Source organism: Streptomyces flavofungini (assembly GCF_030388665.1).
In the GTDB taxonomy this organism is placed as follows: domain Bacteria; phylum Actinomycetota; class Actinomycetes; order Streptomycetales; family Streptomycetaceae; genus Streptomyces; species Streptomyces flavofungini_A.
Genome location: NZ_CP128846.1, coordinates 714,271 through 732,595, shown reverse-complemented (window position 1 = coordinate 732,595; position 18,325 = coordinate 714,271). Strand labels below are relative to the sequence as shown.

The 18,325-nt window shown below is 71.0% G+C and carries 14 protein-coding genes and 2 pseudogenes; 11 read left to right on the top strand and 5 right to left on the bottom strand.

Annotation, left to right across the window (positions count from 1 at the left end):
• The first annotated feature begins 71 nt into the window (after positions 1-71).
• On the top strand, positions 72-1,001 hold the full coding sequence (locus QUY26_RS03155; protein ID WP_289943560.1) for a LysR family transcriptional regulator: 930 nt from the start codon (positions 72-74) through the stop codon (positions 999-1,001).
• Here QUY26_RS03155 and QUY26_RS03150 read toward each other — a convergent pair.
• Both QUY26_RS03150 and QUY26_RS03145 read right to left on the bottom strand, forming a co-directional pair.
• The gene (locus tag QUY26_RS03150) at positions 998-1,399 is read right to left on the bottom strand and encodes a hypothetical protein (RefSeq protein ID WP_289943559.1); all 402 of its coding nucleotides are present in this window, start codon (positions 1,397-1,399) and stop codon (positions 998-1,000) included. The genes QUY26_RS03155 and QUY26_RS03150 overlap by 4 nt on opposite strands.
• A 41-nt stretch (positions 1,400-1,440) precedes the next feature.
• Positions 1,441-2,300 (bottom strand): IS5 family transposase gene (locus tag QUY26_RS03145; protein ID WP_436840477.1). Its coding sequence is split into 2 segments (ribosomal slippage): positions 1,441-1,943 and positions 1,943-2,300, totalling 861 coding nucleotides; the frame shifts between segments, so codons are not numbered across the junction.
• A 315-nt stretch (positions 2,301-2,615) separates the two neighbouring features.
• Here QUY26_RS03145 and QUY26_RS03140 point away from each other — a divergent pair.
• Both QUY26_RS03140 and QUY26_RS03135 read left to right on the top strand, forming a co-directional pair.
• The gene (locus QUY26_RS03140; protein WP_289943558.1) at positions 2,616-2,939 is read left to right on the top strand and encodes a 2Fe-2S iron-sulfur cluster-binding protein; all 324 of its coding nucleotides are present in this window, start codon (positions 2,616-2,618) and stop codon (positions 2,937-2,939) included.
• The gene (locus QUY26_RS03135) at positions 2,939-4,225 is read left to right on the top strand and encodes an NAD(P)/FAD-dependent oxidoreductase (RefSeq protein WP_289943557.1); all 1,287 of its coding nucleotides are present in this window, start codon (positions 2,939-2,941) and stop codon (positions 4,223-4,225) included. Before QUY26_RS03140 ends, QUY26_RS03135 begins: the two co-directional genes overlap by 1 nt.
• Positions 4,226-4,276: 51 nt before the next feature.
• Here the strand turns inward: QUY26_RS03135 and QUY26_RS03130 are convergent, their stop codons facing one another.
• Positions 4,277-5,146, bottom strand: a complete 870-nt coding sequence (locus tag QUY26_RS03130; RefSeq protein ID WP_289943556.1) for a 3-hydroxybutyryl-CoA dehydrogenase — start codon at positions 5,144-5,146, stop codon at positions 4,277-4,279.
• Positions 5,143-6,726: a malate synthase A gene (aceB, locus tag QUY26_RS03125; RefSeq protein WP_289943555.1), complete on the bottom strand. Its 1,584-nt coding sequence runs from the start codon at positions 6,724-6,726 to the stop codon at positions 5,143-5,145. The genes QUY26_RS03130 and aceB overlap by 4 nt, the downstream gene beginning before the upstream one ends.
• A gap of 520 nt (positions 6,727-7,246) precedes the next feature.
• Between aceB and QUY26_RS03120 the strand changes: the two genes are divergently transcribed.
• From QUY26_RS03120 to QUY26_RS03110, 3 genes and pseudogenes are all read left to right on the top strand, one after another.
• The gene (locus tag QUY26_RS03120; protein WP_289943554.1) at positions 7,247-7,516 is read left to right on the top strand and encodes a CU044_2847 family protein; all 270 of its coding nucleotides are present in this window, start codon (positions 7,247-7,249) and stop codon (positions 7,514-7,516) included.
• 4 nt (positions 7,517-7,520) lie between these two features.
• Positions 7,521-9,299 (top strand): annotated as a pseudogene (locus QUY26_RS40895) (nSTAND1 domain-containing NTPase); the annotation flags it as partial.
• Between the two features lie 126 nt (positions 9,300-9,425).
• Positions 9,426-10,970, top strand: a pseudogene (locus QUY26_RS03110) (ATP-binding protein); the annotation flags it as partial.
• Between the two features lie 72 nt (positions 10,971-11,042).
• Here QUY26_RS03110 and QUY26_RS03105 read toward each other — a convergent pair.
• Positions 11,043-11,990 carry a methionyl-tRNA formyltransferase gene (locus QUY26_RS03105; protein ID WP_289943553.1) on the bottom strand — a complete coding sequence of 316 codons (948 nt, stop codon included), beginning with the start codon at positions 11,988-11,990 and terminating at the stop codon, positions 11,043-11,045.
• Positions 11,991-12,231: 241 nt separating this feature from the next.
• Here QUY26_RS03105 and QUY26_RS03100 point away from each other — a divergent pair, with 241 nt between their 5' ends.
• From QUY26_RS03100 to QUY26_RS03080, 5 genes are all read left to right on the top strand, one after another.
• Positions 12,232-13,287: a FecCD family ABC transporter permease gene (locus QUY26_RS03100; RefSeq protein ID WP_289943552.1), complete on the top strand. Its 1,056-nt coding sequence runs from the start codon at positions 12,232-12,234 to the stop codon at positions 13,285-13,287.
• 34 nt (positions 13,288-13,321) lie between these two features.
• The gene (locus QUY26_RS03095) at positions 13,322-14,416 is read left to right on the top strand and encodes a FecCD family ABC transporter permease (protein ID WP_289943551.1); all 1,095 of its coding nucleotides are present in this window, start codon (positions 13,322-13,324) and stop codon (positions 14,414-14,416) included.
• A 43-nt stretch (positions 14,417-14,459) separates the two neighbouring features.
• The gene (locus QUY26_RS03090) at positions 14,460-15,320 is read left to right on the top strand and encodes an ABC transporter ATP-binding protein (RefSeq protein WP_289943550.1); all 861 of its coding nucleotides are present in this window, start codon (positions 14,460-14,462) and stop codon (positions 15,318-15,320) included.
• A gap of 93 nt (positions 15,321-15,413) precedes the next feature.
• On the top strand, positions 15,414-16,478 hold the full coding sequence (locus QUY26_RS03085; RefSeq protein ID WP_289943549.1) for an iron-siderophore ABC transporter substrate-binding protein: 1,065 nt from the start codon (positions 15,414-15,416) through the stop codon (positions 16,476-16,478).
• A gap of 2 nt (positions 16,479-16,480) precedes the next feature.
• Positions 16,481-18,268 (top strand): ABC transporter ATP-binding protein, encoded by a 1,788-nt coding sequence (locus QUY26_RS03080; RefSeq protein ID WP_289943548.1) that lies wholly within the window; start codon positions 16,481-16,483, stop codon positions 18,266-18,268.
• The last annotated feature ends 57 nt before the right edge of the window (positions 18,269-18,325 follow it).

Genomic DNA, 18,325 nt, shown 5'->3' with positions numbered 1-18,325 from the left:
AACCGCTTATGTGTTCCAAGACCGGTTTCGCCATGTGAAGATGACCGCAGAGGCATAAGTGAAGGTGGATCGTGGATCTTCTGCAGTTGCGCTACTTCCAGACCGTCGCGCGGTACGAGCACATCAGCCGCGCCGCCGAGGAGCTGCGCGTCGCCCAGCCCTCGCTGAGCCGCACCATCGCGCGCCTGGAGGCCGAGCTCGGCTGCCCGCTCTTCGACCGGCAGGGGCGCCGCATCCGGCTCAACCAGTACGGCGCGATGTTCCTGCGCCACGTCGACCGCGCCCTCAGTGAGCTGGACGACGGCCGCAGGGCCCTGCGCGACGCCCGGGACACGGGGCTCGGCCGGGTCAGCGTCGCCTCCGAGACCCTGCTGACGATCACCCACGTCCTCGGCAGCTTCCGGGCCGCGCACCCCCGTGCCGACGTCCGGCTCTTCCAGTCGACGGCCCAGGAGATGGAGCGCCGACTGCGCGCCGGAGAGGTCGACTTCTGCGTGGCCTCGCAGCCGCTGGCCGGCGCGAACCTGGAGTCGGTCGAGCTCGCCCGCGAGGAGGTGCTGCTCGCCGTGCCGCGCGGGCACTGGCTCGACGGGCGGGAGAGCGTGACGATCCCCGAGATCGCCGACGAGCCCTTCGTCACCACCCGCGTCGGCCACTGGCAACGCGCCCTCCTCGACCGGCTCTTCGCCTCCGAGGGGCTCGCGCCGACGCTGTCCTGCGAGGGCGACGAACCGGGCGCGAGCCAGGACATGATCAGCGCGGGCCTCGGCATCGGCCTCATCCCGGCGATCTCCCGGCAGGCGGGCACGGACTCGCACGTCCCGGTCGCCTGGGTGCACATGGACGCGGCCGACTGCCATCGGGTGCTCACCCTGGTGTGGAACCGCGACGCCTACCTGTCCGAAGCCGCCCTGAAATTCCGTGAGTTCATCGCCGCCAGACCGTTCATGACGCACCGTCTGCCCGACCCGCGCCGCGGGCGCACGGCCGGTCCGGCCTAGGGCGCTTCGTTTGGATCAGAAGCGTCTGGGTGGATCACCAGTGTCGGTGCGGATGATGCGATGGTGATCTCGCCCCAGCCGCCTTCGAGCTGGTAGCCGAGGGCCGTACCGATCAGGGCGTCAACGTTCCCGAAGTCCCGGGTGCCGTCTGGATCCGTCGTCGGGAGGGCGCCTTGGCCGGTCCAGTGCAGGTCCCCAACCTCCTGGAAGACAAGGGTGGCCTTGCGGTAGCACGCCCACTTCCCTGGTGGTGGGGCTTGGTGCTCGGGGTGATCGGGTAGCAGATGAACTTCAAGCAGCATCGTCAGCACGCCGGGGCGGGCCTCGATGTTCAAGACCCAGCTGTCCTCCAGGTAGACATGCTCGAACCCGGGAAGGTCCTGGTAGCGGGCGGGCACGGCGTCCTCCCTTCCAGTTCGTCAATGCCGACCATGTTTGATCATGTTGCTGACCACAGGAAGATGCCAGCGATATGAAGGCCGGCCAGATAGATCGTGGCGTTCTTCTCGTACCGGGTGGCGATGCCGCGCCACTGCTTGAGGCGATTGATGCACCGCTCGACGGTATTGCGCCGTTTGTGGGTCTCCCGGTTGAAGCGGGGCGGCCTGCCGCCCCGGCTTCCTGTCCGCCATCGGTGAGCCTGCTGATCGGCCGGAAATGGGATCACGGCTCGGATGCCTCTGCGCCGCAGGTGTTCGCGGATGGCGCGCGAGGAGTACGCCTTGTCAGTCAGGACCACATCCGGCCGGGTCCGGGGACGCCCGCGCAGGCGGGGAACTCGCAGGCGGGCCATCGCCTCCGGGAAGGCCGGTGCGTCCCCGGCCTGCCCTGCAGTGAGCACGAATACCAAAGGGCGGCAGCGCCCGTCCGGGGCGAGGTGGATCTTCGTAGTAAGTCCGCCGCGGGACCGGCCGAAGGCATGATCAGGTGGTTCGTCGGCTGGAGCCCCTTTTTGCGGGCTCCGGCCGCGTACTGATGGGCGCGCACGATCGTGGAGTCCACCGCAACTGCCCAGTCCAGGTCCTCATCGGCATCGGCCCGCGCGAGCAGAGCCGTGAGAACACGCTCCCAGGTGCCGTCGCGGGCCCACATCCGCAGCCGGTTGTAGACGCCCCGCCAGTTGCCATACCGCTCCGGCAGATGCACCCACTGCGACCCCGTCTGGAACTTCCAGGCGATCGCATCGATCACCACACGGTGATCCCGCCAACGACCGCCACGACGCGGGGTTCGCTCAGGAAGCAACGGCTCGATACGCGCCCACTGCGCGTCAGTCAACGGCACACCTGAACCAACGATCCGATGATCCGAACGAAACGCCCTGGCCCGCCGCGCACTCCTCTGATACTGTCCAGCCCGCTGCCGCAGCCCTGGCCCAGGACGTCGCGTGTCCCCACGGCCGGCGGACGACGGTGAACCGGCAGGGGTGACGCGTCCCCCATCGACCACCGGCAGCGCCATCCACACCCACCTCTCGCTGCTTCGCGTACGTCCTGGAGCGTCTTCTCCGCTCCGCGTAGAGCCCTCAGGCGTGCGCGTCCCACACCCACATGACCGGCGTCCGCGGCGCCGCGCGCCCTCGCGCGCCGCCGTACGTCTCCGAGGAGTACCGCCATGCCCGAAATCACCTACGTCGGCGTCGACGGCACCCGCCGCCGCATCGACGTCCCCGCCGGTACGAGCGTCATGCGCGGCGCCGTCTTCAACGACATCGACGGCATCGTCGCCCAGTGCGCGGGCAACGCGCAGTGCGCCACCTGCCACGTGTACGTGGACGACACCACCGTCGACCGCCTGGAGCCGGCCCGGCCCGACGAGGACGACCTGCTCGACTTCACCGCCTGCCCACGCCGACCCACCAGCCGGCTGAGCTGCCGGCTCACGGTGACCGCCGCCCTGGACGGCCTGATCGTCCACGTCCCCGAACGGCAGAAGTGATGACGGGCGACGCACAGCCCCCGTCCGTCGTCATCGTCGGCGCCGGACAGGGCGGCTACGAGACAGCCGCTTCCCTGCGCGAGCACGGCTACCGGGGCCGCGTCACCCTCATCAGCGCCGAGGACGCCCTCCCCTACGAGCGCCCGCCCCTGTCCAAGGCCTGCCTCAAGGGCGACGGAGCGGCCCCGGGCGACGAACAGCTGTGGCTGCGGCCCCCGACGTACTACGCACGCCAGTCGATCGACCTGGTCGGCGGCACCGTGACGGCCGTCGACCCGGCCGCGCGCACGGTCCGCCTGCGCGACGGCACGGCGTACGACTACGGCCATCTCGTCCTGGCCACCGGGGCCCGCCCGCGCCCCCTCGACGTCCCGGGCGCCGCGCTGCGCGGCGTCCACACCCTGCGGACCGCGCGGGACGCCGCCGCGCTGCGGGCCTCCCTGGCCGCGGCCCAGTACGCGGTGGTGGTGGGAGCCGGGTTCCTCGGGCTCGAATGCGCCGCCGCCGCACGGGAGTCGGGCCGCGCGGTGACCGTCGTCGAAGCGCTCGACCGGCCGCTCGCCCGTGCCGTCTCGGCGCGGACCGCGGAGCACTTCACACGGCTGCATCGCGGGGAGGGCACTCGACTCCTGTTCGGTCAGCAGGTCGTGGCGCTGCGCGGGGACTGGCACGGGAAAGTGACGGCCGTCGAGCTTGCCGACGGCCGTCGCCTGCCCGCCGACCTGGTCGTGATCGGCGTCGGAGTGACCCCGCGCACGGAACTCGCCGCCGCGGCCGGCCTCCCGGTCGGTGACGGCGTCACCGTCGACGCCCGCCTGCTGACCGGTGATCCGCACATCTCGGCCATCGGGGACTGCGCGGCGTTCCCGCAGGTGCGCTCGGGCAAGCGGCTGCGGCTGGAATCCGTGCAGAACGCCGTCGGCCACGCCCGGCTGGTCGCGAAGCGGCTGACCGGGGCGTCCCGCGCCCACTACCAGGAACTGCCGTGGTTCTGGAGCGACCAGTTCGCCACCACCGTGCAGATCGCGGGGCACGACGACGGGCACGACACCGAGATGGTGCTCGGCGACGACCCGGACGCGTTCTCGGTGCTCCTGTTCCGCGGCGAGGGCCTGCGCGCGGTCGAGTCCGTCAACCGCCCCGGTGACCATATGGCGGCACGCCGGCTCCTGGACGGCGGCGGCCGGCTGAAGCCCGGAGAGGCGGCCGCGCCGGGGTTCACGCTCAAGGGCCACCTCGCGCGCCTGCGGGACGGACCCGCGCCGGCGCGTCGAGGGGTGTCGTAGCTGACGGGTGGCCCGGGCCCCTCAGCACCGGGCCACCCGCTCCCGGGCCCCTCAGCCCTGGTCGTAGGTGTGGAAGCCGCGGCCCGTCTTGCGGCCGAGCAGTCCGGCTTCCACCATGCGCTGGAGCAGCGGGGGAGGGGCGTACAAGGGCTCCTTGAACTCGTCGTACAGGGATTCCGCGATCGAGACGACGGTGTCCAGGCCGATCAGGTCCGCGAGCTTGAGCGGGCCCATGGGGTGCGCGCACCCCAGCTCCATCCCTGCGTCGACGTCCGCCGGGGAGGCGAAGCCGGACTCCGCCATCCGGATCGCGGACAACAGGTACGGGATCAGCAGGGCGTTGACGACGAAGCCCGCCCGGTCCTGGGAGCGGATCACCGTCTTGCCGAGGGCGCGGGTCGCGAAGTCCTCGGCCGTCCGCACCGTCTCCGCCGACGTGTGCAGGGATGTCACGACCTCCACCAGGGGAAGCACCGGGACGGGGTTGAAGAAGTGCAGGCCAAGGACGCGGTCCGCGCGGCCGGTCGCCATGCCGAGGCGCATCACGGGCAGGGAGGAGGTGTTGCTGGCGAGGACCGCCCCGGGGTCCTCGACGACCTTGTCGAGGACGGCGAACACCTCGGTCTTCGCGTCCGGGTTCTCCACCACGGCCTCGACGACCATCTGCCGGTCGGCCAGGTCCTCCAGGCTGCCGGTGAAGACCATCCGGGCGAGCGCGTCCGCCGCGTCGGCCCCCGCCAGCTTGCCGCGCCGCACCGCGCGGTCGAACGACGCCGTCACCCGGTCCCGCGCCGCCCTGGCCGCCACCGCGTCGACCTCGCACACCACCGTGTCGAGCCCGGCCCGCGCGCACACCTCGGCGATCCCCGCCCCCATCTGCCCGCCGCCGACCACGCCGACGCGCTGCACGCGCCCGGTCATGACCGCGCCCCGGCGTGCCGCACGAGGTGGCGCGTGTAGGCCTCGGGCGTGAAGAACTGCGGCAACTCCACCGACAGCGTGGTCCGTTCGAAGAGCGCGCGCACCGCGTCCAGGTCCGCCCACGGGTAGGCGGCGCCGAGCGCGTCGAGCTCGTCGTCGAGGAGCCGCAGCACCGTCTCGCGGTCGAGCACCCGATGCCGCAGCCACTGCCAGATCTGCACCCGTGCGATCTCGGCGGTCGCCGCGTCCTCGATCAGCCCGTCCAGGGTGACCGCTCCCTGCCCCCGCAGCCAGGCCGCGAAGTACCGAACGGCCACCGCGATGTTCGTGCGCGCCCCGTCGGGCGCGGGCGGGCCGCCGACGCGACGCGTGGACAGCAGCGCGGCCGCCGTCACCTCCACGTCGTCCCGCGTCCGGTCGAGCTGGTGCGGCCGGTCGCCGAGCACGCCGTCGAACGCCTCCCGGCACACCGCCACCAGACGGGGGTGGGCGACCCACGAGCCGTCGAAGCCGTCCTCGGCCTCCCGCTCCTTGTCCAGGCGGACCGTGGCGAACGCGGCCTCGGCGGCCGCCGGATCCGCGCTCGGCACCTGCGCGGACATGGCACCGATGGCGTGGGCGCCGCGCCGGTGACAGGTGCGCACGAGCAGGTCGGTGTACGCGCGCATGAAGGGCGCCGTCATCGTGACCTGCGCGCGGTCGGGCAACAGGAAGTCCGTGCGGTGCCCGAAGGTCTTGATCAGGCTGAACAGGTAGTCCCAGCGCCCGGCGTTGAGTCCGGCGCTGTGCTCGCGCAGCTCGTGCAGGATCTCCTCCATCTCCACGGCCGCGGTGACCGTCTCGATGAGGACGGTGGCCCGCACGGTGCCGCGGGGGATGCCGAGCAGGTCCTGGGCGACGACGAAGATGTCGTTCCACAGCCGCGCCTCGTAACGGTTCTCCAGCTTCGGCAGATAGAAGTACGGGCCGTGCCCGGCCTCGATCTGGCGCCGCGCGCAGTGGAAGAAATAGAGCCCGAAGTCCACCAGGGCGGCGGGCACCGGCTCTCCTTCGAACTCCAGGTGCTCCTCGACCAGATGCCAGCCGCGTGGACGGACCATGAGGGTGGCGAGTCCGCGGTGCTCCGCGCGCCCGGCGGTGGCGAGGTCGAGGCGGTGCTCGACGGCGTCGAGGAGCGTGAGCTGGCCGTCGACGATGTTCTGCCAGGTGGGCGACGTGGCGTCCTCGAAGTCGGCCATCCAGACCCGGGCCCCGGAAGTGAGCGCGGCGACCGCCGTGCTCCGGTCGGGCGGACCCGTGATCTCCACGCGGCGGTCGGTCAGACCGGGCGCGGGCGGGGCCACGCGCCAGGTCGGGTCGGCCCGCACCGGGGAGGTGGCCACGGGGAAGTCGAGCGGGGAGCCCGACGCGAGCCGCAGCGCCTGGCGGCGGCGCTCCTTGAGGAGTTCCCCGCGGCGGCCGCCGAAGGCCGCGGCGAGGTGACCGACGAAGTCGAGGGCGGCGGGTGTGAGGATCTCGTCGTGACGGTGCCCGGGCGGGGCGAGGACGTGGACGCGGTGCGTCAGGGCGCTGGTGGACATCGGGTCCTCCTGAGGGGGAGAGGGAGAGAACGTCGAGTCGTCTGTCTTCTCTGCGAATGCCCCGCGCCCTCGCGGATCGAGGTGGCATCGCGTGTCTTCGTGGTGCGGCCCGTGGTCCTGTCGTACGGGAGAGTTGACCACCGCCGAGGTCCGGCGGGCCGCACTGAGACTCTGGCACTGGCACTGAGTGCCATCAATGCTGGACGGCTGCCAATTGCTGCGAATCTTCGGTCGGCCGATTGCCAAGATTGCGAAGGCTCTGCCGAGGACCGGCCCGCGGACGGCCGCCGAAGCCCCGGCGTGCCCGGCGTCCGGGCGCACCCGACGCCGGGCACCCGCGTCGGCCGGGCGCGGGGAGGATGTTTGCCGGATCCCCCGCATACGCCTGCGGGGGCCGGGCCCGGTCACCCAGGATGGGAGACGCCGGTGGTCGTCAGCCGGGTGTGCGCCCTGGGCGGGAGGATGTGCTGTGCCACAGCAGTTGACCATGAGGCTCGATGACGGTGGTGAGGGGGCCGCCGTGTTCGAGGTCGACGTCGACGCGGATGCCACGGACCTCGAACTGGCCGCGGGGGGCGGGGTGGTCGCACGGGCCAGGGTGTCGCTCGAAGAGGCGCTCGACCAGGTCAAACCGACGCTCGCGCGCGTCGCCGACACCCTGCGCGAGCTCGGTCCGGACGAGGCGGAGCTGGAGTTCGGACTGAAGATGGGCGGCGAGACCGGCGTGATCATCGCCAAGGGCACCGCCGAAGTGAATTTCACCGTCCGGCTGACCTGGAACCGCCCCTGACTTCATGGGAGCGCAGCGCGAGGGATTCGTCGTCAAGATCCGTGCCGCGGCGACGGGGGCGCCCATCGGCGTCGGATTCGTCGTCGGTGACAAGGAGATCGTGACGTGCGCCCATGTGGCCAATGTGGCGCTGGGCCGGGACAAGGCGTGCGCGGAGCGGCCCCCGGGCGACGCCCGGGTCCAGGTCGAGTTCGTGCTGCTCGGCGACGCGGAGGGCGGGCCCCTGCGGCACTGCCGGATCAGCTCCTGGGACCCCCCGCCCGGAGCCGGCCGCCCGGGCCGGGACGTCGCCGGGCTCGCCCTGGTCGGCGGGGACACCCTGCCCGTGAGCGCGGGCGCGGCCCGGCTCATCGACGCCCGCACCGGTTTGCTCGGCGACGCCCGGGTGAAGGCCTTCGGCTACCCGGGCAACCCGCCCCGCAAGGCCAACGGCGCCTGGAGTACCTGCGTCCTTCGGGGCGCGGTCGGCGGCGGGCTCATCCAGCTCGACACGGCCAGCGAGTCCGCGCTGCGGGCCCAGCCGGGATACAGCGGCTCACCCGTCATCGTCACCGACCGGTGGGGCGACGCCGTCGTCGGCATGCTCGCCGTGGCCAGCCGGGACGGCGCCGCCCCCGACGCCTACGCCGTGCCTCTCGCGGAGGTCTCCGCCGCCTGGCCCGACGCCCTCGGCCGCAGTGTGCTGCCCCCGTGCCCCTACCGGGGTCTGCGGGCGTTCAGCGCCGAGGACGCGCTGGCCGGCGTGTTCGTCGGCAGGGAGCGCGAGGTCGAACGGCTCCGGCTCATGGTGAAGGCCCAGCCCCTGGTGCTGGTCACGGGACCGTCGGGCGTGGGCAAGTCGTCCCTGGTGGCGGCGGGGCTCCAGCCCGAACTGGCCGCGGCGGGCTGGTCGATCGCCTCGTTCCGCCCGGGGATGTCCCCCTTCGACGCGGTGGCCCGCGCCCTCTTGGAGCTGGAGCACCCGCGGCGGACCCACAGCCTCGAAGAGCTGGAACACCGGGCCCGCGCCCTGCGGGAGGAAGGGTTCTGGGCGGTCGCCTCGCGGTTACGCGTCCTCACCGGCCGCCGCCTCGCGCTGATCGCCGACCAGTTCGAGGAGGTCCTGAGCGGCAGCGCCGACCGTGCCGAACAGCTGGAATTCCTCCAGCGGTTACTGCCCCCGCCCGACGTCGCCCAGGACCCCGACGTCCGGCTCGTGGCGACCCTGCGCGCGGACTTCCTGCCCGACCTGCTCGAACTCCCCGACATCGGACCCCGCCTCCAGGACCGGCAGCTGAACGTGTCCCCGCTGGACGAGGCGGCCCTCATCCGCGTGATCGTCGAACCGGCTGAGGTCGCGGGCGTCACCTTCACCCCCGGCCTCGCCGAGGCCATCGCCGCCGAGGCGAGCAGGGCCGCGGGCAGCCTGCCGCTCCTGGAGTTCACCCTGACCGAACTGTGGTCCCTCCAGCACGACCGGCGGCTCAGCTTCGACAGCTACCAGGGCCTCGGCGGGGTCTCCGGAGCCCTCAACCAGCACGCGGAAAAGGTCTACCGCGTCCTCGCCCAGCAGCTCGGCGAAGCCCGCATCCGCCGCGTCCTGCTGTCCATGGTCCGCGCCCGCGGCGGAGCCACCAGCGCCGTCCGCGTCACCGCCCACCGCACGCACCTCGCCAAGGACTGGTACATCGCACAGCTCCTCGCCGACCCCGAGCAGCGCCTCGTGGTCCTCGGCACCGGCGGACCCGACACCGCGGAGATCGCGCACGAGGCCCTGATCCGGGAGTGGGCGAGGCTTGCCACCTGGGTGGAGGAGGACGCCGACTTCCAGCAGTGGCTCGCCGTGGTCGAGGAGCGCGCCACCGAGGCCGACCTGCTGTCCGCGGCCCGCCTGTCGGAGGCGGACCGCTGGCTGGGCGAGCGCGCCGCGGACATCCCCGAAGCGGTCGTCGACCTCATCGAGCGCAGCCGCGAGGAGATCAACGCGCAGCAGCGGACGGAGCGGATGCTCAGCGCCTCACAGGAGCTGACCGTGCAACTCCAGCAGCGCTCAGCCGAGTTGGAGACCTCGCGGCGGGCGCTCCAGGCATCGAACATCGAGCTGGAGCGCAAGGCCGAGCTGCTCGCCCGGCAGAACCGCGACATCGAGGTCAAGAACACCGAGATCGAGGAGGCCCGGCAGGTCCTGGAGGAGCGCGCCGCACAGCTCGCGCTGTCGATGCGCTACAAGTCCGAGTTCCTGGGCAACATGTCCTACGAACTGCGCACGCCGCTCAACTCCTTGCTGATGCTCGCCAAGCTGCTCGCGGGCAACGCGGACGGCAATCTCACGCCGCAGCAGGTGCAGTTCGCCGAGACCATTCACGGGGCGGGCTCGGACCTGCTCCAGCTGATCAACGACATCCTCGACCTGTCGAAGGTCGAGGCGGGCAAGATGGACGTCAGCCCGGCACGCATCGCCCTCGTCCAGATCGCGGACTACGTAGAGGCTGTCTTCAGGCCCCTGATGGCGGAGCAAGAACTCGACTTCTCCGTACGGATCTCGCCGGAGCTGCCTCCGACGCTGTACACGGACGAACGGCGTCTCCTTCAGGTGCTGCGCAACCTGCTCTCCAACGCGGTGAAGTTCACCGACTCCGGAGCGGTGGAGCTCGTCATCCGGCTCGCCGGCAACGACGTGCCCGGCGCCATCCGGGAGCAGCTGCTCGAAGCCGGGTCGCTGCGGGACGCCGACCTGATCGCCTTCTCCGTGACCGACACCGGCATCGGCATCGCTCGCGAGAACATGCAGGTGATCTTCGAGGCCTTCAAGCAGGCCGACGGCACGATGAGCCGCAAGTACGGCGGCACGGGCCTCGGCCTGTCGATCAGCCGGGAGATCGCACAGCTGCTCGGCGGCGAGATCCACGCGGTGAGCGAACCGGGGCGCGGCTCCACCTTCACGCTGTACCTGCCGCTGCGCCCCGGCGAACTGCCGCTGCACGGCTACGCTCAGCGCCCGCTGCCGCTCACGGTTCCCGAACCGCCCTCGCTGGAGCTCCTTGAGCCCGAGCCGCCCGCTGTCACGGTGCCCGAGTTCCACGGCGAGAAGGTGCTGATCGTCGACGACGACATCCGGAACGTCTTCGCGCTGACGGTGAGCCTGGAACGGCACGGCCTGTCGGTGTTCTACGCCGAGGACGGCAAGGACTGCGTCGACGTCCTCAGCGCGCACCCCGATGTCGCGCTCGTCCTCATGGAGATCATGATCCCGGTCATGGACGGCTACGCGACCATGTCGGCGATCCGCAAGATGCCGCGGCACGCCCGGCTGCCCATCATCGCGCTCACCGCCAAGGCGATGAAGGGCGACCGGGAGAAGGCCATCGCGGCGGGCGCGTCGGACTACGTGACCAAGCCGGTCGACGTGGAGCACCTGCTGACCCTGATGGGGCGCTGGGTGAGCCGAAGGGGCCAAGGCGGCCGAGGGAGCTGACCTGGCGGCGGGCCGTCGTGGCCGGTGGGCGTCGTGCGACTGCCGCACCCACCGGCCACGACGACCCACACCTCACGGACGCGTGGTCAGATACCCGCCCATCGACGTGAAGTAGTCCGTCGCCGCCAACTCCCGCCCGTCCTCGGTGCGTACGCGCGTGATGGCCAGGCCGTGGTTGCGGCCGGTGCGGGCGTCGGCTCCGGCGACGATCGCCACGCCCTCGCCCTCGCGGTAGAAGATCCGGCCCGGTGTGCCGCCGTACTTGCCCTCGGAGACGACCGCCGCGAGGATCTCAAGGCGCTTGCCCTTGTGGAAGGTGTACGCGCTCGGGTACGGCTCGGACTGGGCGCGGACCAGGCGCTCGAGGTCCGCCGCGGGCCAGGTCCAGTCGATCCGGCTGTCCTCCAGGGAACGCTTGTGGAAGAAGCTCGCCTGGGAGCGGTCCTGCGGGGTGAACTCGGTCCGGCCGGAGGCGATCAGTTCGAGGGCGCCGACGGTGACCGGGGCGATCAGGTCGACCGTCTTGTGGAAGAGGTCGGTCGCGGTGTCCGTCGGGCCGACCGGGACCGCTTCCTGGCGGACGATGTCACCGGCGTCGAGCTCGTCGTTCATCATGTGCGCGGTGACGCCGACCTCGGTCTCGCCGTTGATGAGCGCCCAGATGAGCGGGGAGAACCCGGCGTACTTCGGCAGCAGCGAGTCGTGGATGTTCAGCGTGCCGTGGCGGGGCAGGCCGAAGATGCGCGGCGGGATCCAGGTGCGCCAGTTGTTGGCGACGATGATGTCCGGCGCGGCCTCCTCCAGACGCGCGAACAGCTCCTCGTCGTCGGGGCGGTTGCGCAGCAGGACGGGGATGCCGTGCTCCTCGGCGAGGTCGGCGACCGAGTCGCTCCAGATCTTCTCGTAGGCGTGCTCGCTCTTGGGATGCGTCACGACGAGGACCACATCGTGCTCGGAATCGAGAAGGGCCTGGAGCGTACGGTGCCCCCAGGTCTGATAGCCGAACATGACGACCCGCATGGGGTTCCTCCTCAGGACACAGGGAATGACCTGCGCCAGTAAAGCAAGGCTTACCTTAGTTTTCAATGTGCGCTCACGTCACCCCCGTTGGCGGCAAGTCCGTACCGAGTGATCCGATTTGTCCTGTCGACACCTGCGCGCGTTCAGCTTAGGCTCACCTAAACTCCATGACGCACCGTTCGTCGGCGTGCCCGCAGGGTGCCTGCGTCCCTGGATGATCAGAGGGATAACGTACTTCGCCATGAGCACGACTGCAGTTGAGCGCCCCGTGGCCGGGGTGGTGGACGCCCGTCGACGACGGGCCGTCGGTCTGGGCGTCCTGGTGCTGCTCCTCGTGGTCATGGCCGCCGTGTCCCTGGCCGTCGGTGCGCGTGCGTTGACGCCCGCCGAGGTGTGGCACGGACTGTTCGCGGGACCGGAGTCCGACCGGCGGCTCAACGAGATCCGGCTCATCATGGAGACCGTGCGGGTGCCCCGGACGACCCTCGCGATCGTGGCGGGCATCGCCCTCGGTGTCGGTGGGGCGCTCATCCAGGGATACACGCGCAACCCCATCGCCGACACCGGCCTGTTGGGCGTGAACGCCGGCGCCTCGTTCGCCGTGGTGTCCGTGATCGCCGTGTTCGGGCTCTCCAGCCCCTTCCAGTACGCGTGGTTCGGCTTCCTGGGCGCGGCGGTCGCCGGAGTCGTCGTGTTCGGGCTCGCCAGCATCGGCCGGGGAGCGGGCAACCCGTTGACGCTCGCCCTCGCCGGGCAGGGGATCACGGTGTTCCTCGCGGCCATGACCACGGCCGTGGCCCTGTCCGACCGTGAGTCCCTGAACGCCCTGCGGTTCTGGAACGCGGGCTCCGTGGCCGGAGTCGACTTCGACGTCATCTGGCCGATCACCGCGTTCGTCGGCGTCGGCCTGGTCCTCGCGCTGAGCACGCTGCCCGCCCTGAACCTGCTGAACCTCGGCGACGACGTGGCGCGCGGCCTCGGCGTGAACATCGCCCTGAGCCGCACCGTCGGCATCGCCGCCATCACCCTGCTCGCGGGCGCGGCGACGACCGCCTGCGGCCCCATCGCGTTCCTCGGCCTGATGGTGGCCCACGTGGCCCGGTACCTGACCGGGCCCGACTACCGCTGGCTGGTGCCGTACGCGGGGCTGCTCGGCGCCGTCGTCCTGCTGTTCTGCGACATCGTGGGGCGCCTGGTGGTGCGGCCCGGCGAGCTGGAGGCGGGAGTCGTCGTCTCGCTGCTCGGCGCCCCCTTCTTCGCCGTCCTGGTGTGGCGCGGAAAGTTCAAGAGCGCATGAACCGGACAGGGCGAGGCGGAGAGTTCACAAGCGGATGAACGGGACAGGGCGCATCGAACGCATGCGGGGGAGCGGGACGGAAGTGAAGGCAACGGTGGCGCCGGGCGTGCGGCTCGGCAGCGTGTCGTTCGTGTGGCGGCCGTGGCTCGCGTTCGTCACGCTCTTCCTCGCGGCGGCGACCTTCCTGCTGTTCTGCCTGTCCATCAGCATCGGGGACTTCCCGATCGGCCTGTCCCAGGTGATCGCCACCCTCTTCGGCGGGGGCGAGCAGGTCGACGAGTTCGTGATCATGGATCTGCGGATGCCGCGCGCCCTCGCCGGGCTCGTCGTCGGCATCGCGCTCGGGGTGTCGGGCGCGCTCACCCAGTCCATCGCCCGCAACGCGCTGGCCAGCCCCGACATCCTGGGGATCACCCAGGGCGCCAGCGCGGTCGCGGTGTTCCTGATCACGGTGTCGGGCGGCGCCGCGGCGACGGTCGTCAGCTCCGTGGGCCTGTCCGCGGCGGCGCTCGCGGGCGGCCTCGGCACCGGACTGCTCGTGTACTTCCTGGCGTGGCGCCGGGGGATCGACGGCTTCCGGCTCATCCTCATCGGCATCTCGGCGAGCGCCATGATGGAGGCGATCACCACCTGGCTGCTCGTCAAGGCCGACATCAAGGACGTGGCCCGCGCCCAGGCGTGGCTGGTCGGATCGCTGGACAACCGGTCGTGGGACGAGGTGTGGATCGCGCTCTGGGGCACGCTCGGCCTCCTGGCCGTCGTGACGTGCGTAGCCTTCCAGTTCAAGCCCCTGCACTTCGGCGACGACGTCGCCGCGGGCCTCGGCGTGCGCTTCGGGGTGGTGCGGGCGATCCTGCTGCTCTGCGCGGTGCTGCTCGCCGCCGTGGCCGTGAGTGCCGCGGGTCCGGTGCCGTTCGTCGCGCTCGTGGCACCGCAGGTGGCGATGCGTCTGGCGCGCTGCCCCACACCGCCGTTGGTGGCCTCGGGGATGGTGGGGGCGCTGCTCCTCATCGGCTCGGACCTCATCGCGCGCACCGCCCTGCCGATCACCGTCCCGGTCGGTGTCGTCACCGCCGTGATCGGAGGCCCTTTCCTCGTCTATCTCCTGGTGCGGGCCAACCTGAAATAACTGGTACAAAGGTGAGGCAAACCTAAATAAATGAGGGGGGCTTGTGGTCACTCAGCACATCACCGAGATCGAGTCCGGGGTCGTCGACGCCTCGCGGCTCACCGCGAAAGGCGTCAGTGTCGGATACGGCGCGCGGACCGTCATCGACGATCTCGACGTGGCGATACCGCCAGGAGTGATCACCACCATCATCGGCCCCAACGGCTGCGGAAAGTCCACCCTCTTGAGGACGCTCTCGCGCCTGCTGAAGCCGACCAAGGGGTCGGTCGTGCTCGACGGCGACGACATCGCCAAGCTCAGGACCAAGGACGTGGCGAAGAAGCTCGGGCTGCTGCCGCAGGCGCCGGTCGCGCCGGAGGGCCTGACGGTGTCCGACCTGGTCGCCAGGGGGCGCCACCCGCACCAGAGCTGGCTGCGCCAGTGGTCGTCGGACGACGCCGCCGTGGTGGAGCGCGCCCTCGCCATGACCGGCGTCTCCGACCTGGCCGACCGGCCCGTCGACTCCCTCTCCGGCGGCCAGCGCCAGCGCGTCTGGATCTCGATGACCCTGGCCCAGGGCACCGACCTGCTGCTCCTCGACGAGCCGACCACGTACCTGGACCTGGCGCACGCCGTCGACGTCCTCGACCTGGTGGACGACCTGCACGAGTCGGGCTGCGCCGTGGTCATGGTTCTGCACGACCTGAATCTGGCGACGCGCTACAGCGACAACCTCATCGTGATGCGCGACGGGTCGATCCTGGCGCAGGGGCATCCGCGTGATGTGATCACCTCGGACCTGCTCGCCGAGGCGTTCGGGCTGCGCGCCAAGGTGATCGACGACCCGGTGGGGGACCGGCCGTTGATCGTGCCCATCGGTCGTACGCACGTATCGCTGGACGGAACTCTTGACGCGGCAAGTTGAAGGTTAGGCTAGGCTAACCTCACTTTGGCAGGATAAAGTTTGGCTGCCCTAAGGCAGGGGCGCACCGGTCAGTGTGAAAGCAAGGGATCTCGGATGCATCTCCATGGAACGACGCCCAAGAGGCGGTCCTGGCGGCGACTGGCGGCCGTGGTGTCCGCCGCGACGCTCGGTGTCGGCCTTCTCGCGGGATGCGGCTCGGAGGACAAGTCGGACGACGGGAACAAGGGCAGCGGCAAGAACGCCCCTGCCGCCGCCGGCAAGTTCCCCGTCACCGTGGAGCACGCGTTCGGATCCACCGAGGTGAAGAAGGCCCCCGAGCGGGTCGTCACCGTCGGATACACCGACGACCAGGCCGTCCTCGCGTTCGGCGTCAAGCCGGTCGGCATGACCGACCAGTACCCGAACCCGGCGGGCAAGTCCCCCGACATCAACACCCAGTGGCCCTGGGTGAAGAACGAGTGGGGCGACACCGAGCCCGAGGTCATCATGAAGAACGGTGACTCCGGACCCAACTACGAGAAGATCGCCGCGCTCCGCCCGGACCTGATCATCGCGGTGTACTCCGAGATCGACAAGGCCGCCTACGGCAAGCTCTCCAAGATCGCCCCGACGGTGGGTCGCACCAAGGGCGAGAAGGAGCTCTTCAGCGCTCCGTGGCAGGACAACGCGGTGCACATCGGCAAGGCCCTCGGCCAGGAGGCCAAGGGCAAGAAGCTGGTCGCGGGCATCCAGGCCAAGCTCGACAAGGCCAAGAAGGACCACCCGAAGCTGGCGAACCAGACCGCCGTCGCGCTGTCCTGGTACAAGAAGTCCCTCGCCCCGTTCACCTCCACCGACGTGCGCGGACGCCTGGTGACGGGCATCGGCTACAAGTACCAGACCGAGATCGACAAGGTCGCCGACGGCAACTTCTCCACCCAGCTCTCCCCGGAGCGCACCGACCTCGTCGACGTCGACCACATCTTCGTCATCAACGACAAGGCCGACACGGCCGCGCTGAAGAAGTTCAAGCTCTTCGCCAACCTGGACGCCGTCAAGAAGGGCAACGTGTCCTACCTGCTCGACAGCGAGGGCCCGGCGGTCGGCGCCGCCATGTCCCAGGGCACGCTGCTCTCCCTGCCCTACGCCATCGACGAACTCGTCAAGTCGGTCGACTAGGTGTGAGCACCACCGACACGAGGGTCGCCCCGGCGACCCTGCGCACGGCGGGCGGACGCGAGGCCACCCGATGGGTCACGGCACGCTGCCGTGAAGTGCCCTGGCTGGCGACCGCGACCGTGCTCACCACAGTGGCCGGGGCGGCGCTCCAGGTGCTGCCCGTGCTCCTCCTCGGCCGCGTGGTCGACGGGGTGGTCGAGGGCGAGCCGCGCTCGATGCTCCTGAGGATCGGTGTGCTGATGGTGGCTGCCGCGCTGCTCGGCGCGGTGGCCACCGCGGCCTCCACCTACCTCATCGGACGCCTCGGCGCGGATCTGCTCGCACGGCTTCGCGAGGGCGCCGTCCGCGCGGTCCTCGGGATGCCGAGCGCGCGGATCGAGCAGGTCGGCCGCGGGGACGTGCTGTCCCGGGTCGGGGACGACGTGGCGGTCCTGTCCAAGGGCATCCGCATGGCCATCCCCACGGTCTTCTCCGCGGGTGTCCTCGTCTTCATCGCCACCGTCGGCATGTTCGGTCTCGACTGGCGGCTCGGCCTCGCGGGCGCCGGCGCGCTGCCCGCGTACGCCCTGGCCCTGCGCTGGTACCTGCCCCGGTCCGCCCCGCTCTACCGCAAGCAGCGGGTGGCCCAGGCCGACCGCGCGCAGGCGCTCATCAGCGGCCTCAACGGCATCGACACCGTCCGGGCGTACCGCCTGGAGGACACCTTCCGCGAGAAGGTCACCAGCGAGTCCTGGCGGGTGCGCGAGTACGGCATCGAGGTGTTCCGGTTCTTCGGCCGGTTCGTCGGCCGGGAGAATCGCGCCGAGTTCATCGGTCTCGTCCTCATCATCGTGGTGGGATACGCCCTGTTGGAGGCCGACGCCGCGACGCTGGGCCAGGTGTCGGCGGCCCCGCTGATGTTCCACCGGCTCTTCACCCCGCTGGGTGCCATCATGTTCACCTTCGACGAGGCGCAGAAGTCGGGTGCGAGCCTGACGCGTCTGGTCGGGGTCCTCGGCGAGGAGGCGGAGGAGCGGCTCGTGGGCGACACGGCCGTCGCCCCCGCCGAGGCCCTGTCGTACCCGGTGACCGTGACCGGCCTGACCTTCAGCTATCCCGACACCGACGAACCCGTCCTCAGGGACGTCGACCTGACGATCCCGGCGGGCGGTTCACTCGCCCTGGTGGGCGCGACGGGCGCGGGCAAGTCCACGCTCGCCGCGCTGATCGCGGGCATCGGCACCCCGCAGGCCGGCGCGGTGCGGATCGGGTCGACCGACCTGGCCGGTCTGGACGAGGCCGGGGCACGGGCCCTGGTGAGCATCCTGACGCAGGAGACGCATGTGTTCTCCGGTCCGCTCGCCGACGACCTGTGCCTGGCCGCGCCGGACGCGACCGACGCCGAGCTGATGGACGCGCTGCGCACCGTCGGCGCCGACGGCTGGGTCGAGGCGCTGCCCGAGGGCCTGAACACCATGGTCGGCGAGGGCGGCGAGCGCCTCGACGTCACCAAGGTCGCCCATATCGCCCTGGCCCGGCTCGTGCTCGGCCGCACGCCCGTCGTGGTGCTCGACGAGTCGACCGCGGAGGCGGGCAGCGAGGGCGCCGCCGACCTGGAGCGGGCCGTGCTCGCCGCGTGCGCGGGACGGACCACGCTGTTCGTGGCGCACCGGCTGACCCAGGCGATGGCAGCCGACCGCATCGCCGTCCTCGACGCGGGGCGCGTCGTGGAACTGGGCACGCACGACGAACTGGTGGCCCTCGGCGGCCGGTACGCGCGGCTCTGGCGGGCCTGGCGAGAAGGCAGTTAGGCAATCCGTAGTAAGGCTGGGCTCCCTTTCGGCCCTTGGAAAGAAAAGCTGGGTCTT

Excerpts from the sequence above, each read along its gene's own strand:
- QUY26_RS03135 (WP_289943557.1), top strand. The coding sequence starts at position 2,939 with ATGACGGGCGACGCACAGCCCCCGTCCGTCGTCATCGTCGGCGCCGGA.
- QUY26_RS03095 (WP_289943551.1), top strand. The coding sequence starts at position 13,322 with ATGAACGGGACAGGGCGCATCGAACGCATGCGGGGGAGCGGGACGGAA.
- QUY26_RS03130 (WP_289943556.1), bottom strand. The coding sequence starts at position 5,146 with ATGACCGGGCGCGTGCAGCGCGTCGGCGTGGTCGGCGGCGGGCAGATG.
- aceB (WP_289943555.1), bottom strand. The coding sequence starts at position 6,726 with ATGTCCACCAGCGCCCTGACGCACCGCGTCCACGTCCTCGCCCCGCCC.
- QUY26_RS03085 (WP_289943549.1), top strand. The coding sequence starts at position 15,414 with ATGCATCTCCATGGAACGACGCCCAAGAGGCGGTCCTGGCGGCGACTG.
- QUY26_RS03105 (WP_289943553.1), bottom strand. The coding sequence starts at position 11,990 with ATGCGGGTCGTCATGTTCGGCTATCAGACCTGGGGGCACCGTACGCTC.
- QUY26_RS03100 (WP_289943552.1), top strand. The coding sequence starts at position 12,232 with ATGAGCACGACTGCAGTTGAGCGCCCCGTGGCCGGGGTGGTGGACGCC.
- QUY26_RS03140 (WP_289943558.1), top strand. The coding sequence starts at position 2,616 with ATGCCCGAAATCACCTACGTCGGCGTCGACGGCACCCGCCGCCGCATC.